The sequence below is a fragment of the Curtobacterium sp. MCLR17_036 genome, assembly GCF_003234445.2.
Taxonomy (GTDB): domain Bacteria; phylum Actinomycetota; class Actinomycetes; order Actinomycetales; family Microbacteriaceae; genus Curtobacterium.
In genome coordinates, this window is the sequence record NZ_CP126269.1 from 2016063 (window position 1) to 2029971 (window position 13909).

A 13909-nucleotide genomic window follows, 5' to 3' on the forward strand; every position below is an offset into this window, starting at 1 on the left:
AGGGACAGCGGTGGCCCGGTGGTGCGTTCCGCCCGAGCGGGCGGGACTGGTGCCCGTGCCCGCCGTCAGTGAGGTGCGCTGTCGGCCGGCGAGGAGTCGGACCCGCTTGTGGCGGGGACCGACGGGTGGTGCTGGTGGGACCCGTGCGGTCCGGTCAGCGCGGGGACGCGACCGGATCGGTGCTCGGGACGTCCGTGGAGTGGTCGTGCGTGGAGTCGTCGTCCGCGTCGTCGTCGTGCTCCGAGAAGGTGTCGTCGGAGTCTACATCGGACTTCGGACCGGGCTGGCGGCCCGGCAGGTACGGGCTCGGCTCCTTGCCGGTGTGGCGTCGCGACTGCACGACGAAGATGACGATGCCGAGCAGGATCGCGGCGAAGGACATCCAGACGTTCGTGCGGATGCCGGCGAAGGTCTCGCTCGTGTCCACGCGGATCGACTCGAGGACGGAACGGCCGGTGCCGTACCAGATGAGGTACAGCGCGAGGACCTTGCCCCACTGCAGCTGGAAGCGGCGGTCGAGCAGCAGGATCACCGCGACGCCGACGAGGTTCCAGATGATCTCGTACAGGAAGGTCGGGTGGAACAGGGTGCCCTCGGGCAGACCGGCCGGGTACGCCGGGTTCGACGACTCGATCTGCAGACCCCACGGCAGACTCGTCGGCATGCCGAAGAGCTCGTGGTTGAAGTAGTTGCCGAGCCGCCCGAACGCCTGGGCGAGCAGGACGCCCGGCACGACGGCGTCGATGAACGACGAGAACCGCAGGCCGACCTGGCGGCAGCCGATCCAGGCACCGACCGAGCCGAGGATGAGCGCGCCGAAGATCGCGAGGCCGCCCTCCCAGATCGCGAGCGGCTTCCACCAGAGGATGCCGGGGCCGAAGTAGTCGCTGACGTGCGTGAGCACGTGGAACGCCCGGCCGCCGATGATGCCGGCCGGCACGGCCCAGATCGCGATGTCGATGATGATCCACCGTTCGACACCGCGCGCGTTGAGACGACGGTTCGCGAGCACCACGGCCGCGACGATCCCGATGAGGATGCAGATCGCGTACGCGTGGATGCGGAAGTCGAGCGGCAGCGACCAGCCGAAGACGTCGCGCAGCCATGCGGTCAGGTCGAAGTACTGCCAGGCGGTGCTCGGGCTCGGGATGCTCAGGAGGGGCATGGAGGTGCGGTCGCCTTTCGGAACTGACTGGGCGCGGTGTCGACGTGGCGTCGGCCCCGCTCACTGTAGCGCGCGGGACGGGGCCGACAGGAACCGGGGCTACCCGCGGCGGGCGCCCGCGGTGAGGTCGGCGGCGCGGTCCGCGACGCCCTGCACGCCGAGGTCGGCGAGGGCACGGACGAACGCCGAACCGACGATCGCGCCGTCGGCGTACTCGAGGACCTCGCGGACCTGCTCGGCGGTCGAGATGCCGAGGCCGACGCACGTGCGCTCGACCCCGGCGTCACGCAGCCGTGACACGACGGTCCGGGCCGCGACGTCGACCCCGGCGCGGGCGCCGGTGACGCCCATCGTCGAGACCGCGTACACGAAGCCGCGGCTCGACTCGACGGCCTGGCGCATCCGCACGTCGGACGACGAGGGGGCGGCGAGGAAGACGCGGTCGAGGCCGGTGCGCTCGGACGCGGCGGTCCACTCGGAGGCCTCGTCGGGGATGAGGTCGGGCGTGATGAGCCCGGCGGCGCCGGAGGACACGAGGTCGTCGGCGAACCGGTCGACGCCGTAGCGCAGCACCGGGTTCCAGTACGTCATGACGAGCACGGGGACGTCCACGCGCTCGGTGATCTGCTGCACGGCGTCGAAGACGTGGGCGACCCGGAAGCCGTTCGCCAGGCTCTCCTCGGCCGCGCGCTGGATCACCGGGCCGTCCATCACGGGGTCGGAGTACGGCAGGCCGAGCTCGATGACGTCCACGCCGTTCTCGGCGAGGGCGACGGCCGCGTCGACGCTGGTCTGCAGGTCCGGGTACCCGGCGGGCAGGTACCCGACGACGGCGCCGGCACGCTCGGCGTTGGCGGTGTCGATCGTCGTGGCGACGGTCCGGTTCTGGCTCACAGCTGCACCGCGTTCTCGTCGAGGATGCCGAAGTACCGACTGGCGGACGCGACGTCCTTGTCCCCTCGGCCGGACAGGTTGACGAGCACGACCCCGTCGGGGCCGAGCTCCTTGCCGAGCTGCATGGCACCGGCCAGCGCGTGCGACGACTCGATCGCGGGGATGATCCCCTCGGTCTGGCTCAGCAGGCGGAACGCCTCCATCGCCTCGGCGTCGGTGATGGGTCGGTAGGTCGCGCGGCCGATCGAGGCCAGGTGCGCGTGCTCCGGCCCGACGCTCGGGTAGTCGAGGCCGGCGGAGATGCTGTGGCTCTCGATGGTCTGGCCGTCCTCGTCCTGCATGAGGTACGACTTCGTGCCCTGGAGCACTCCCTGTCGGCCGAGCGTGATGCTCGCGGCGTGCCGGCCGGTCTCGACGCCGTCGCCGCCCGCCTCGAAGCCGTACAGTGCGACGGCCTCGTCGTCGAGGAAGGCCTCGAAGATCCCCATCGCGTTCGAGCCGCCGCCGACGCAGGCCGCGACGGCGTCCGGCAGGCGCCCGACGGTGTCGAGGACCTGCTGCCGGGCTTCTTCGCCGATGACCTTGTGGAACTCGCGCACCATCTCGGGGAACGGGTGCGGTCCCGCGACGGTGCCGAGCAGGTAGTGCGTGGACTCCACGTTGGCGACCCAGTCGCGGAGCGCCTCGTTGATGGCGTCCTTCAGGGTGCGGGATCCGGTCTCGACCGGGATGACCTCGGCGCCGAGCAGTCGCATCCGGGCGACGTTGAGGGCCTGGCGCTCGGTGTCCACCGCGCCCATGTACACGACGCACTCCATGCCGAAGAGCGCGGCGGCGGTCGCGGTGGCGACACCGTGCTGTCCGGCGCCGGTCTCGGCGATGAGCCGCGTCTTGCCGAGGCGACGGGCGACGAGCGCCTGCCCGAGCACGTTGTTGATCTTGTGCGATCCGGTGTGGTTGAGGTCCTCGCGCTTGAGGATGACGCGGGCGCCGCCGGCGTGCTTCGCGAAGCGGGGCACCTCGGTGATGATCGAGGGACGGCCGGTGTAGTCGCGCTGGAGCGCGTCGAGCTCCGCACGGAACTCGGGGTCGGCCCAGGCCGTGCGGAACGCCGCCTCGAGCTCGTCGAGGGCGAGCACGAGCGACTCGGGGACGAAGCGTCCCCCGAACTCGCCGAAGTAGGGGCCGTGCAGGTCGCGGAGTGAGGTCACGATGGGGTCTTCCGGGACGAGCCCGGCGCGGCGCGGAGCCGGAGCCGGACGGGGTGGGTCGTGCGGCCGCGGTCCGCGGCCGGGATGCGGTGTGGGGGTCAGCCGCGGTCGGCGGCGTCGATGAACGATGCGAGGGTGGCGGCGGGGTCGGCCCCGGTGACGAGGGCCTCGCCCACGAGCACGACGTCGGCGCCGGCCGCCCGGTAGTGCGCCACGTCGGCAGGACCGGCGACCGCGGACTCGGCGACCCGCACGACCCCGTCGGGGATGCGGTCGGCGAGCGAACCGAACAGGTCGCGGTCGAGCGAGAAGTCCGTCAGGTCGCGGGCGTTCACGCCGAGGATGCGCGCACCGGCGTCGAGCCCGCGGGCGACCTCGTCACCAGAGTGCGCCTCGACGAGCACGCGCATGCCGAGGGACTCGGCCAGGGTGTGCAGCTCGACGAGCTGCCGCTGTTCGAGCGCCGCCACGATGAGCAGCACGACGTCGGCTCCGGCCGCGCGGGCCTCGAGCACCTGGTACGGGTCCGCGATGAAGTCCTTGCGGAGCACCGGGATCGCGACCCGCTGCTTGACGGCCTGCAGGTCGGCGAGGCTGCCGAGGAACTTGCGCCCCTCGGTCAGGACGCTGATCGTCGACGCACCGCCGCGCTCGTAGTCGGCGGCGAGCGATGCCGGGTCCTCGATCGGGGCCATCGACCCGCGTGAGGGGCTGGCGCGCTTGACCTCGGCGATGACCTTGACGTGGTCACCGGGACGCAGGTGGTCGAGGGCGTCGAGCGGCGGCGCCACCCGGTCGAGGTCGCGTTCGACGTCCGTCACGGGACGGTCGAGGCGACGGGTGGCGGCGTCCTCGAGCGCGCCCGCGACGAGGGTCTCGAGCACGTTCGGCATGTGGTTCCTACTCGCCGTGGTGCTTGGGGACGAACTTCGGGCCGTCGACGCCGTAGCCGGCCTTCTTCATGACGCCACCGACGATGAGGCCGATGAGCACGACGGCGGCGGACGCCCACACACCCCAGGGCATGTCGAACCAGAAGAACAACGTGCCCGCAGCGAAGCCGATCAGCATGATGACGACGGCGGTCCAGGCTGCCGGCGAGTGGCCTTCGCCGAGTTCTGCGGGTTCGGTGTTGCTCACGGTGCTCCTCGTTCTGCTCCGGCGTCGTCGTCCGAGCGACGCCGTGTCGATCCTACCGTGTCGTCCCCGACGGGACCGGCGACCGCGCCGCCCGTGCCGCCCTGGTCGTCCGCGGCGGCGGCGGCCGTCCCGTCGAGCGTCGTCGGGTCCACACCGGCACTGAGGTCGTCCCAGTCGACGACGGCGTCGCGTTCGACCGGCGCCGACGCGCGGGCGTCCGCGGCAGCGCCGGCCGTCGCCGCGCCGTACTTGCGGCTCGGACCCGGCCAGGAGCGCTGCACGACCACAGCGACGACGCCGAGCGCCATCGCGAGCACCCCGCCGACGATGCCGACGACGGGCCACGGGGTCACGTCGACCTCGGTCACCACGCGGCGCACGGCCCCGAGGTCGCTCACCCCGGCGACCTGGCCGATCGCTCCGCGGGCGGCCGCGACCGGGTCGCGCAGGGCGCTGACGCCGCTGACGACGACACCGAGGCCGAGCAGGACCTCGACGAGGGCGAGGACGACGCGCAGCACCCGTCCGGCGATGGTCATCGCGAGGAACAGCGCCAGGCTCGCGATCGCCAACGCCGTGTACGAGGGCACCACGGCCGCACCGTCGGCGTCGACCGTGCCGGTGACGGCGTCGCCCGCGTGCAGGTGGACGGTGAACCACGTCTGGGTCCAGGCCAGCATGACGACGCCGGCCACCAGGAGCCCGGCGACGACGACGATCGGACGGGAACGCCTCATGCGCGCACCTCGCGCATCCGGTTCGCGGTGGCGACCGCGCGGAGCGGGGCGGCGGCCTTGTTCACGGCCTCGACGTGCTCGGTCTCGGGGTCCGAGTCCGCGACGAGACCGGCACCGGCCTGCACGCGGGCGACGCCGTCCTTGATGAGGGCGGTGCGGATGGCGATGGCGAGGTCGGCGTCGCCGGCGAAGTCGAAGTAGCCGACGACCCCGGCGTACGCGCCGCGGCCGGCGGGTTCGAGCTCGTCGATGATCTCGAGCGCGCGCGGCTTCGGTGCCCCCGAGAGCGTGCCGGCCGGGAACGTCGCGCGGAACACGTCGATCGCCGACGCTTCCGGACGCACCGCGCCCTCGACGCTCGACACCAGGTGCATGATGTGGCTGAACCGCTCGACGGTCATGAACTCGGTGACCGCGACGGACCCGGGCTGGCAGACCTTCTGCAGGTCGTTGCGGGCCAGGTCGACGAGCATCAGGTGCTCGGCGCGCTCCTTCGGGTCGCCGAGCAGGTCCTCGCCCAGGCGGACGTCCTGCTCGGGGGTCGCCCCGCGCGGGCGCGACCCGGCGATCGGGTGGGTGATGGCCCGGCCGCCCTGCACCTTGACCAGGGCCTCCGGTGAGGCGCCGACGATCCAGGAGCGCTCGTCGGCGGTGTCCGCGAGTGCGAGGAAGTACATGTACGGACTCGGGTTGAGCGTCCGGAGCACGCGGTAGACGTCGAGCGGGTCGGCGGTCACCTCGTGGTCGAACCGCTGCGAGATGACGACCTGGAAGACGTCGCCGTCGCGGATGAAGTCCTTCGAACGCAGGACCGAGGCCATGTACTCGTCCGGCGTCGACCGGTGCACGGGGCTCGGCTCGGCGATGTCGAAGGCCTCGGCCACGGTCGCCACCGAGGGCTGCACGAGGTCGGCCTGCATGCGGTCGAGCCGGGCCTGCGCGTCGCGCCACAGCGTGTCGGGGTCGTCGACGCCGTCGTTCAGGGCGCTCGCGACGAGCAGCACCAGCCCGGTGCGGTGGTCGAGCGCGGCGAGTTCGGACACGAAGGACAGTGCCTGCCCGGGGACGTCGAAGTCCGACGGCGGGACGTTCGGCAGGTGCTCGAGCTGTCGGACGGCCTCCCAGCCGATGAAGCCGACGGTGCCGCCGACGAGCGGCGGCGTGCCGGGGACGCGCGGCGTCGCCCAGCGCTCGTGCAGCCGCGCGAGGACCTCGAGCGGCTGGCCCTCGAGGGACCCGACGGCGCGGGCGGCGTCGATGCCGGTGTCGATCCAGGCGGCACGCTCGCCGTCCTGCGTCAGCACGCCGAAGCTGCGCACGCCGACGAACGACCAGCGCGACCACAGGCCGCCCTGTCCGGCGGACTCGAGCAGGAACGAGCCGGGGCGGCCGTCGGCCAGCTTCCGGTAGACACCGACCGGCGTCTCGCTGTCGGCGTAGAGCGCACGCACCACCGGCACGACCCGGTGGTCGCCGAGCAGGGCGTCGAACTCCGGCCGGGAGGTCGTGTGCGGCTGGTCGGAGACGGTCGCGGCGGTCACCGGGTCACCTCGACAGCAGCGTCCGCGTCCGCGCCGGCGGACCCGGCGGCATCCGCGCCGGCGGACCCGGCGGCGCCCGCACCGGCGGTCCCGGCAGCATCCGACGACCCGGCGGACGACGGCGCGGACGCCGTCACCGGCGTGAGCGGGTCGACGTCGAAGCACCGGTGCGCACCGGTGTGGCAGGCGGCCCCGACCTGCTGGACGGTGACGAGCAGGGTGTCGTCGTCGCAGTCGAGCGCCGCGCCCCGCACGTACTGGGCGTGCCCGGAGGTGTCGCCCTTGCGCCAGTACTCGTTCCGCGACCGGGACCAGAACGTCACGCGCCCCTCGGTCAGGGTGCGTCGGAGCGCTTCCCGGTCCATCCAGCCGAGCATGAGGACGTCCTTCGACGATTCCTCCTGCACGATGGCGGGGAGCAGCCCGTCGGCTCCGAAGCGTGCACGGTCGAGGACCGCGTCGGTGTCGGTGCTGGTGCTGTCGGTCATGAGGCTCCTAGCCTACGGCGTGCCGGGACGCGGGCAGTGGGGGTGTGGAGAACCGCGACGGGCGGCCCGCGGCCGCGTCAGCGGACGGCGTGGCCGGTCGCGCGGAGCGCGGCCTTGACGTCGCCGACCGTCATCTCGCCACGGTGGAAGACGGACGCGGCGAGGACTGCGTCCGCACCCGCGTCGACGGCCGGGGCGAAGTGCTCGACGCGACCCGCGCCTCCCGAGGCGATCACCGGGACGGACGAGACGGCGCGCACCGCGGCCACGAGGTCGAGGTCGAACCCGTTCTTCGTGCCGTCGGCGTCGATGGAGTTGACGAGCAGTTCCCCGGCGCCGCGCTCGACGGCCTCGCGTGCCCACGCGACGGCGTCGAGGTCGGACTCGGTCCGGCCGCCGTGCGTGGTGACGACGAAGCCCGAGGGCATGCGGTCGGAGCGCTTGACGTCGAGCGAGAGCACGACGGCCTGCGCGCCGAACCGGTCGGCGATCTCGCCGACGAGCTCGTGCCGGGCGATGGCCGCGCTGTTCACACCGATCTTGTCGGCCCCGCACTGCTGCAGCCGCGAGACGTCGTCGACGCTGCGGACACCGCCGCCGACGGTGAGCGGGATGAAGACCTGCTCGGCGGTCCGGGTCACGGTGTCGTACATCGTCGCCCGGTTCTCGACCGTGGCGCCGACGTCCAGGAAGGTCAGCTCGTCGGCACCCTGCTCGTAGTACCGGGCCGCGAGCTCGACGGGGTCACCGGCGTCCTGCAGGTCCAGGAAGTTGACGCCCTTGACGACCCGCCCGCCCTGGACGTCGAGGCACGGGATGACCCGGACCGACACGCCACCGGCGGTCACAGGCGTGCGGCGTGGATCGGGCTGACGAGGATCGCCCGGGCGCCGAGGTCCCAGAGCGCGTCCATGATGAGGTTCGCGTCGTCGCGCGGGATCATCACCCGGACGGCGGCCCAGTCACGGTCGTGCAGCGGCGACACGGTCGGCGACTCGATGCCGGAGGCGAGCGCGGTGGCCTGCTCGAGCAGGGCCGTGGGGACATCGTAGTCGAGCATGACGTAGCCGCGGGCGACGAGGACGCCCTGCAGGCGTCGGCGCAGGACGTCGACGCCGGGGATGGTCTCGTCGGTGGAGACGAGCACCGCCGTCGACTCGAGGATCACCGGGCCGAAGATCTCGAGCCCGGCCTGGCGGAGCGTGCTGCCCGTGGACACGACGTCGGCGACGGCGTCGGCGACCCCGAGGCGGACGGCGCTCTCGACGGCACCGTCGAGCTTCACGAGCGTCGCGGTCACCCCGTGCTCGGCGAGGAACGCGCCGACCAGGCCGGGGTAGCTCGTGGCGACCCGGACGCCGTCGAGGTCCTGCAGCGACCCGAAGCGCCCGGGCGTGCCGGCGAAGCGGAAGGTCGAGTCGGCGAAGCCGAGCGCGTCGACCTCGTGCGCCTCGGACCCGGAGTCGAGCAGCAGGTCACGGCCGGTGATGCCGACGTCGAGCGCGCCCGACCCCACGTAGGTGGCGATGTCGCGCGGTCGGAGGAAGAAGAACTCCACCCCGTTGCGCTCGTCGAGCAGGTGCAGCGCCTTCGGGTCGCGGCGGCCGGCGTACCCGGCCTCGCGGAGCATCTCGGAGGCGGTCTCGGACAGGGAGCCCTTGTTGGGCACGGCGATGCGGAGCATCAGGGGGTCTGCTTTCTGGGAGGGGTGTCGGCGGCTGATCAGCGGATCAGAGATGTCGCCAGACGTCCGCCGGGGTGAGCCCCTTGGCGACCATGAGCACCTGGAGGTGGTAGATCAGCTGGGAGATCTCCTCCGAGGTGCGCTCGTCACCCTCGTACTCGGCCGCCATCCAGACCTCGGCGGCCTCTTCCACGATCTTCTTGCCGATCTGGTGCACGCCGGCATCCAGTTCGGCGACGGTGCCGGAGCCGTCCGGGCGCGTGCGCGCCTTCTCGGTCAGCTCCGCGAACAGGTCGTCGAACGTCTTCACGCCGACCAGGCTACCGGTCTCCGCGGTCCCGGCCGACGCACCGTCCGGACGGGAGGCCCGGAGCGGCTCCGCGGGTCCGGTCGCGCCCGGCGCTCCCCCGGTCACGAGCGGGCCGCGGCGGCCGCCGCACGCAGGTCGGCGATGCGCGCAGCGGGCTCGCCGCCGTAGACGGCCGAGCCGGCCACGAGCGTGTCCGCGCCGCTGCGGACGGCCTCGGCGACGGTGTCGACGGCGATGCCGCCGTCCACCTCGAGCCAGACGTCGAGCCCGGAGGCGTCGACGGCGGCGCGCGCGTCGGCGAGCTTCGGCATCACGGAGGGCATGAACGACTGGCCACCGAAGCCCGGCTCGACGGTCATGAGCAGGATCATGTCGTAGGCGTCGAGGTGGTGCAGCACCGGGGTGATCGGGGTGCCGGGCTTGACGGCGACGGCGGCGCGGGCTCCGTTCGAGCGGATCGCGGCGGCGGTGGCCACCGGGTCGTCGGCGGCCTCGAAGTGGAACGTGACGCTCGACGCACCGGTCTCGGCGTACTTCGGGGCCTCGGTGTCGGCGTCGGTGATCATGAGGTGGACGTCGAGCGGCACCGGCGACACCTGCTGCAGGCGCTGCACGATCGGCAGCCCGAGGGTCAGGTTCGGCACGAAGTGGTTGTCCATCACGTCGACGTGCACCAGGTCGGCGGTCTCGATGCGGTGCAGCTCCCGCTCGAGGTTCGCGAAGTCGGCGGACAGGATGCTCGGCGAGATGCGGATCGTCACGCGTCGAGCCTACCGGCGTGCGCCTGCCCGGCCGCCCCGCACCGGTGCCCGCCACACCGTTCCGGGCGGACTCAGCCGGTGCCGAGGGCGCGCGTGCCGAGGGCGCGCGTGCCGAGGTCGGACCGGAGCATCGTCCCGAGTGCTGCTTCGACGAGCCACTCGCCCTGGGGGCGGTCGATCCGGCGCGACACGACGAGGGCCGCGATCCCCTGCATGGTCGCGGCGAACAGGAGCTTGAACGTGGTCCGGGGGTCGTCGCCGGGCTCGACCGGTGCGGTGCCGAGCGCACCGTCGAGCACGGCGAACAGCGACTCGGCAGCGGTCCGCACGGACCCGGACCGGCCGGTCGTCGACGCCTGGAACATGAGGTCCATGAGCGCCGCGTCGTCGACTGCGAAGTCGACGTACGCCAGGGCGACCCGGCGGAACCGCTCGTCGAGGTCGCCCGAGCCGGAGAGTGCCCGGCGCACCGCGGTGGTCAGTCGCTCGAAGCCGAGCACGGCGAGGGCGTCGAGCAGGGCCTGGCGGTCGACGAAGTGGCTCCGCGGCGCACCGTGGCTGACCCCGGCGCGGCGCGCCAGGTCGCGGAGGGACAACCCGTCGACGCCGTCCTCGCGCAGGACCTGGACGGCCTCGTCGAGCAGCACGGCCCGCAGGTTCCCGTGGTGGAAGGGACGCTCCGGCATGGGGAGAGCCTACCGCGGTACTAGGCATTGCCTATTTTCTAGTCAGTGCCTAGATTGGGCGCATGACATCTCGAGAGCACCTGCTCGTCCTCGGCGCCACCGGCCAGACCGGCCAGCATTTCACCCGCCTCGCACTCGACGCCGGACACCGCGTCCGCGCCGTCGTCCGGACACCGTCGAAGCTGACGGTCCAGCACGCCGACCTGCAGGTCGTGCAGGGCTCGGTCACCGACGGCCTCGACCTCGACGCGCTGCTCGACGGCGTGACGGGCGTGGTCGTGATGCTCGGGGACGTCGCCGCGCAGCGCGAGCGACCGGTCAACACCGCGTTCGTCCGCACGCTCGTGCCGGCCATGCGCCGGAGCGGCACGCGGCGGCTGCTGTACCAGGCCGGTGGGCTGAGCGCGCCTCCCGGCAAGCGGCTCGCGCCGGTGCTCCGCCTCGTCCGGTCGACGCTCGCGCGGGAGTACCTCGGGCAGCACGCGGACAACGAGTCGGTGATGCGCTACCTCGACGCCGAGGCGCAGGACATCGCCTGGACGGTCCACCGCGCCGGCATCGGCTCGGACGGCCCCTCCAAGGGCGAGCTGCGCCGCTCGGCGCGGTGGATCAGCATCGGCACCTTCCGGGACTGCGCCGCGTACAACCTGCGCACGCTGTTCGACGACACGGCCGTGCACACGTGCGACGGCAGTGCCTACCGACGGTCGCGCTGAGCCCGGTCCCGGTCGGCGCGGTGGTCAGTCGGCACGGTGGTCAGTCGGCGCGGTGGTCAGTCGACGCGGTGGTCAGCCGACGCGGCGGAACAGCGCGATGAACATCGCGTCCGTCCCCACGCGGTGCGGCCAGAGCTGCACGGTGTCGCCGTCCGCCACCCGAGGGTCGCGGGCGGCGACGCCCCGGACGACCGACGCCGTGTCGAGCTGTTCGAGCAGGTCACCGTGCCGCCGCATGAGCGCGTCGACCTGCCCCCGGGTCTCGGCCAGGTGCGGCGAGCAGGTCACGTAGGCGAGCGTCCCGCCCGGCGCCAGGACCCGGACGGCCGCGTCGAGCAGCTCGGACTGCAGGGCCGCGAGCTCCTGGACGTCCTCCGGTGCCTTCCGCCAGCGCGCCTCCGGCCGACGCCGCAGGGCGCCGAGCCCGGTGCAGGGCGCGTCGAGCAGGATGCGGTCGAAGGTGAGCCCGGTGCCGTCCCGCCCGTACCGCCGGGCGTCGCCCTCGACGACGCGCACGTGGTCGCCGAACACGCCGAGCGCGTTCCGCACGAGGCCGGCACGCGCCGGCACGAGTTCGTTCGCGACGAGGGTCGCGCCGCCCTGCTGGGCCTCGGCCGCGAGCAGCGCCGCCTTCCCGCCGGGGCCGGCGCACATGTCGAGCCACCGCTCCCCCGCGCGCACCGCGGACGAGCGGCTGAGCGCCAGCGCGGCGAGCTGCGATCCCTCGTCCTGCACGCGCAGGCGACCAGCGGCGACGCCCGGCACGCGGGCCGGGTCGCCGGAGACGCCCCGGATGCCGACGGGTGACACCGGTGACGCGTCGGCCTCCGGCACCGGGTCGACGGTCCGGACGGGAGGCACGGTGCCGGTCGCCCCGTCGGCCTCCGGTTCGTCGTCGGCCGCCACCAGGGCCGCCGGGGCGTCCGCCGCGCCGGTCGCGTCGGCGAACGCGGCGTCGTCGGCGTCCGTCGCGGTGCGCGCGGTGGCGGCGGCGACGTCCTCGTCGGTGGCGAGTCCGGGCAGCGCCGCGAGCTGGACCCGCGGCGCGGCGTTGTCCGCCGCGAGCAGGGCGGCGAGCTCGTCGCGGGAGCGCTCGGCGGCCAGGGCGTCGCGCAGCGCCGAGACGACCCACGTCGGGTGCGACCACCGTGTGGCGAGCAGGGCGTCGCCGCCGCGCCCCTCGGTGATGAGGGCGTCCCACTCGTCGTCGGACCGCGCGGCGATCTTCCGCATCACGGCGTTCACGAAGCCGGTCGCACGGCGGGCGCCGACCTCGCGCGCGAGCTCGACCGTGGCGTCGACCGCGGCGTGCGTCGGGGTCCGCATCGCGAGCAGCTGGTGGGCACCGAGCCGCAGCACGTCGAGCACGTCGGCCTCGATGTTCTCCGCACGGCGGCCGGACGCGAGCGCGATGACGACGTCGTAGCGGCCGAGCATCCGGATCGACCCGTAGGTCAGCTCGGTCGCGAACCCGGCGTCGCGGGCGGACAGGCCGGCGCGGCGGATCCGCGTCGGCAGCAGCAGGTTCGCGTACGCGTCGTCGACCTGCACGGCACGGAGCACGTCGAACGCGACACGTCGGGCGTTCGCGGGGCGCGGGCCGCGGCGGACGCCCCGGGTGTTCGTCGGCTGGCTCATGCGAGGACCTTCCCGTCCAGTTCGCCCAGGCCGCGGGCCCAGGCGGCGGCGTCCATCGCCTTCTTGCCGGCCGGCTGCACCTCGAGCAGCGCCAGCGGGGTGTCGGCGGTCCCGACCAGCAGCCGGCCGCCGTGGAGTGCCAGCGCACCGGGCGCGAGCTGCGGGGCGGGGTCCCCCGTGCCTCCCGTCAGCCGGTTGCTGCGGAGCAGCTTCACCCGGGTCTCGCCGAGGTGGGCGTACGCGCCGGGCTCGGGTGTGACCCCGCGCAGGCGTGCGTGCACGACCGCGGCGGGGGCATCGAAGTCGATGCGGCCGTCCTCGATGGTGGTCTTCGGAGCCAGGGTCGGCGTCCCCGTCTGCTCGGTCGCCTCCGCGGTGCCGGCGGCGATGCCGTCGACCACCCGGGCGACGGTCTCGGCGCCGGACTCGGCCATGGCGGCGAGGACCTCGCCGGAGGTCGCCTCCGGGTCGATGTCGAACGGGTCGGACGCGTACACGGGGCCGGCGTCGAGCTCCTCGACGAGCTGGAACACCGTCGCGGCGGTCCGGGCATCGCCCGCCATGACGGCGCGCTGCACGGGCGCCGCACCGCGGTACGCGGGGAGGTCGGAGAAGTGCAGGTTCACCCAGCCGTGCCGGGGCGCGTCGAGGGCCGGCCGGCGGAGCAGCGCGCCGTAGGCGACGATGACGCCGAGGTCGACGTCGAGGGCGACCAGCTCCGCGGTGACCCCCTCGTCGACCCGGACCGCCTCGATGACCGGCAGTCCGAGCTCCGCCGCGGCCTGTGCCACCGGCGTCGGCGTCAGGACCCGCTTGCGCCCCTGCGGTGTCGGCGGACGGGTGAGGACCGCGGCGATCTCGTGGTCGGACGCCGCGAGGCGACGGAGGGTGGGGACGGCCGCAGCGGGGCTGCCGGCGACGACGAGACGCATGGGGTC

General features: G+C 73.5%; 15 protein-coding genes and 1 pseudogene. 1 reads left to right on the plus strand and 15 read right to left on the minus strand.

All coding sequences use genetic code 11. From position 1 onward, the window contains the following. Nucleotides 1-154 precede the first annotated feature (154 nt). The 13 genes and pseudogenes from lgt to DEI99_RS09570 all read right to left on the minus strand — a co-directional run bounded on the left by lgt (nt 155) and on the right by DEI99_RS09570 (nt 10617). Nucleotides 155-1165, minus strand: a complete 1011-nt coding sequence (lgt, locus tag DEI99_RS09510; RefSeq protein ID WP_111040512.1) for a prolipoprotein diacylglyceryl transferase — start codon at nt 1163-1165, stop codon at nt 155-157. Between the two features lie 99 nt (nt 1166-1264). Beyond that, a complete protein-coding gene (gene trpA / locus DEI99_RS09515; protein WP_071255734.1) occupies nt 1265-2059 on the minus strand; it encodes a tryptophan synthase subunit alpha in 795 nt (264 codons plus the stop codon). After that, complete coding sequence (gene trpB, locus DEI99_RS09520) at nt 2056-3270, minus strand: tryptophan synthase subunit beta (RefSeq protein WP_071255735.1); 1215 nt, start codon at nt 3268-3270, stop codon at nt 2056-2058. The genes trpA and trpB overlap by 4 nt, the downstream gene beginning before the upstream one ends. A 98-nt stretch (nt 3271-3368) precedes the next feature. After that, a complete protein-coding gene (trpC, locus tag DEI99_RS09525; protein ID WP_111040565.1) occupies nt 3369-4154 on the minus strand; it encodes an indole-3-glycerol phosphate synthase TrpC in 786 nt (261 codons plus the stop codon). Nucleotides 4155-4170: 16 nt separating this feature from the next. Further along, nucleotides 4171-4410: an HGxxPAAW family protein gene (locus tag DEI99_RS09530; protein WP_071255737.1), complete on the minus strand. Its 240-nt coding sequence runs from the start codon at nt 4408-4410 to the stop codon at nt 4171-4173. Beyond that, nucleotides 4407-5147, minus strand: a complete 741-nt coding sequence (locus tag DEI99_RS09535) for a Trp biosynthesis-associated membrane protein (protein WP_111040514.1) — start codon at nt 5145-5147, stop codon at nt 4407-4409. The genes DEI99_RS09530 and DEI99_RS09535 overlap by 4 nt, the downstream gene beginning before the upstream one ends. After that, nucleotides 5144-6688 (minus strand): anthranilate synthase component I, encoded by a 1545-nt coding sequence (locus DEI99_RS09540; protein ID WP_111040515.1) that lies wholly within the window; start codon nt 6686-6688, stop codon nt 5144-5146. The genes DEI99_RS09535 and DEI99_RS09540 overlap by 4 nt, the downstream gene beginning before the upstream one ends. 119 nt (nt 6689-6807) lie before the next feature. After that, a pseudogene (hisI, locus tag DEI99_RS09545) lies at nt 6808-7176 on the minus strand (phosphoribosyl-AMP cyclohydrolase); the annotation flags it as partial. A gap of 77 nt (nt 7177-7253) precedes the next feature. Beyond that, nucleotides 7254-8009, minus strand: coding sequence for an imidazole glycerol phosphate synthase subunit HisF (hisF, locus tag DEI99_RS09550; RefSeq protein ID WP_258369157.1), 756 nt, complete (start codon nt 8007-8009; stop codon nt 7254-7256). A gap of 11 nt (nt 8010-8020) precedes the next feature. After that, nucleotides 8021-8860 carry an ATP phosphoribosyltransferase gene (gene hisG / locus DEI99_RS09555; RefSeq protein WP_111040518.1) on the minus strand — a complete coding sequence of 280 codons (840 nt, stop codon included), beginning with the start codon at nt 8858-8860 and terminating at the stop codon, nt 8021-8023. Between the two features lie 46 nt (nt 8861-8906). Further along, nucleotides 8907-9170 carry a phosphoribosyl-ATP diphosphatase gene (locus tag DEI99_RS09560; RefSeq protein ID WP_071256418.1) on the minus strand — a complete coding sequence of 88 codons (264 nt, stop codon included), beginning with the start codon at nt 9168-9170 and terminating at the stop codon, nt 8907-8909. A gap of 101 nt (nt 9171-9271) precedes the next feature. Continuing rightward, entirely contained in the window at nt 9272-9931 is a 660-nt protein-coding gene (rpe, locus tag DEI99_RS09565; RefSeq protein WP_111040519.1) for a ribulose-phosphate 3-epimerase, read from the minus strand. A 71-nt stretch (nt 9932-10002) separates the two neighbouring features. After that, nucleotides 10003-10617, minus strand: coding sequence for a TetR/AcrR family transcriptional regulator (locus tag DEI99_RS09570; protein ID WP_111040520.1), 615 nt, complete (start codon nt 10615-10617; stop codon nt 10003-10005). A 62-nt stretch (nt 10618-10679) separates the two neighbouring features. On the opposite strand from DEI99_RS09570, the gene DEI99_RS09575 reads away from it, so the two are divergent. Further along, nucleotides 10680-11333, plus strand: a complete 654-nt coding sequence (locus tag DEI99_RS09575; RefSeq protein ID WP_111040521.1) for an NAD(P)-dependent oxidoreductase — start codon at nt 10680-10682, stop codon at nt 11331-11333. A gap of 72 nt (nt 11334-11405) precedes the next feature. On the opposite strand, the gene DEI99_RS09580 is transcribed toward DEI99_RS09575, so the two are convergent. Continuing rightward, nucleotides 11406-12971 carry an RsmB/NOP family class I SAM-dependent RNA methyltransferase gene (locus tag DEI99_RS09580; protein WP_258369159.1) on the minus strand — a complete coding sequence of 522 codons (1566 nt, stop codon included), beginning with the start codon at nt 12969-12971 and terminating at the stop codon, nt 11406-11408. Further along, a complete protein-coding gene (locus tag DEI99_RS09585; RefSeq protein WP_111040522.1) occupies nt 12968-13903 on the minus strand; it encodes a methionyl-tRNA formyltransferase in 936 nt (311 codons plus the stop codon). The genes DEI99_RS09580 and DEI99_RS09585 overlap by 4 nt, the downstream gene beginning before the upstream one ends. Nucleotides 13904-13909: the final 6 nt, after the last annotated feature.

Coding starts and splice junctions, on each gene's coding strand:
- DEI99_RS09575 (WP_111040521.1), top strand. CDS start 10,680: ATGACATCTCGAGAGCACCTGCTCGTCCTCGGCGCCACCGGCCAGACC.
- lgt (WP_111040512.1), bottom strand. CDS start 1,165: ATGCCCCTCCTGAGCATCCCGAGCCCGAGCACCGCCTGGCAGTACTTC.
- DEI99_RS09585 (WP_111040522.1), bottom strand. CDS start 13,903: ATGCGTCTCGTCGTCGCCGGCAGCCCCGCTGCGGCCGTCCCCACCCTC.
- DEI99_RS09580 (WP_258369159.1), bottom strand. CDS start 12,971: ATGAGCCAGCCGACGAACACCCGGGGCGTCCGCCGCGGCCCGCGCCCC.
- hisG (WP_111040518.1), bottom strand. CDS start 8,860: ATGCTCCGCATCGCCGTGCCCAACAAGGGCTCCCTGTCCGAGACCGCC.
- DEI99_RS09570 (WP_111040520.1), bottom strand. CDS start 10,617: ATGCCGGAGCGTCCCTTCCACCACGGGAACCTGCGGGCCGTGCTGCTC.
- DEI99_RS09535 (WP_111040514.1), bottom strand. CDS start 5,147: ATGAGGCGTTCCCGTCCGATCGTCGTCGTCGCCGGGCTCCTGGTGGCC.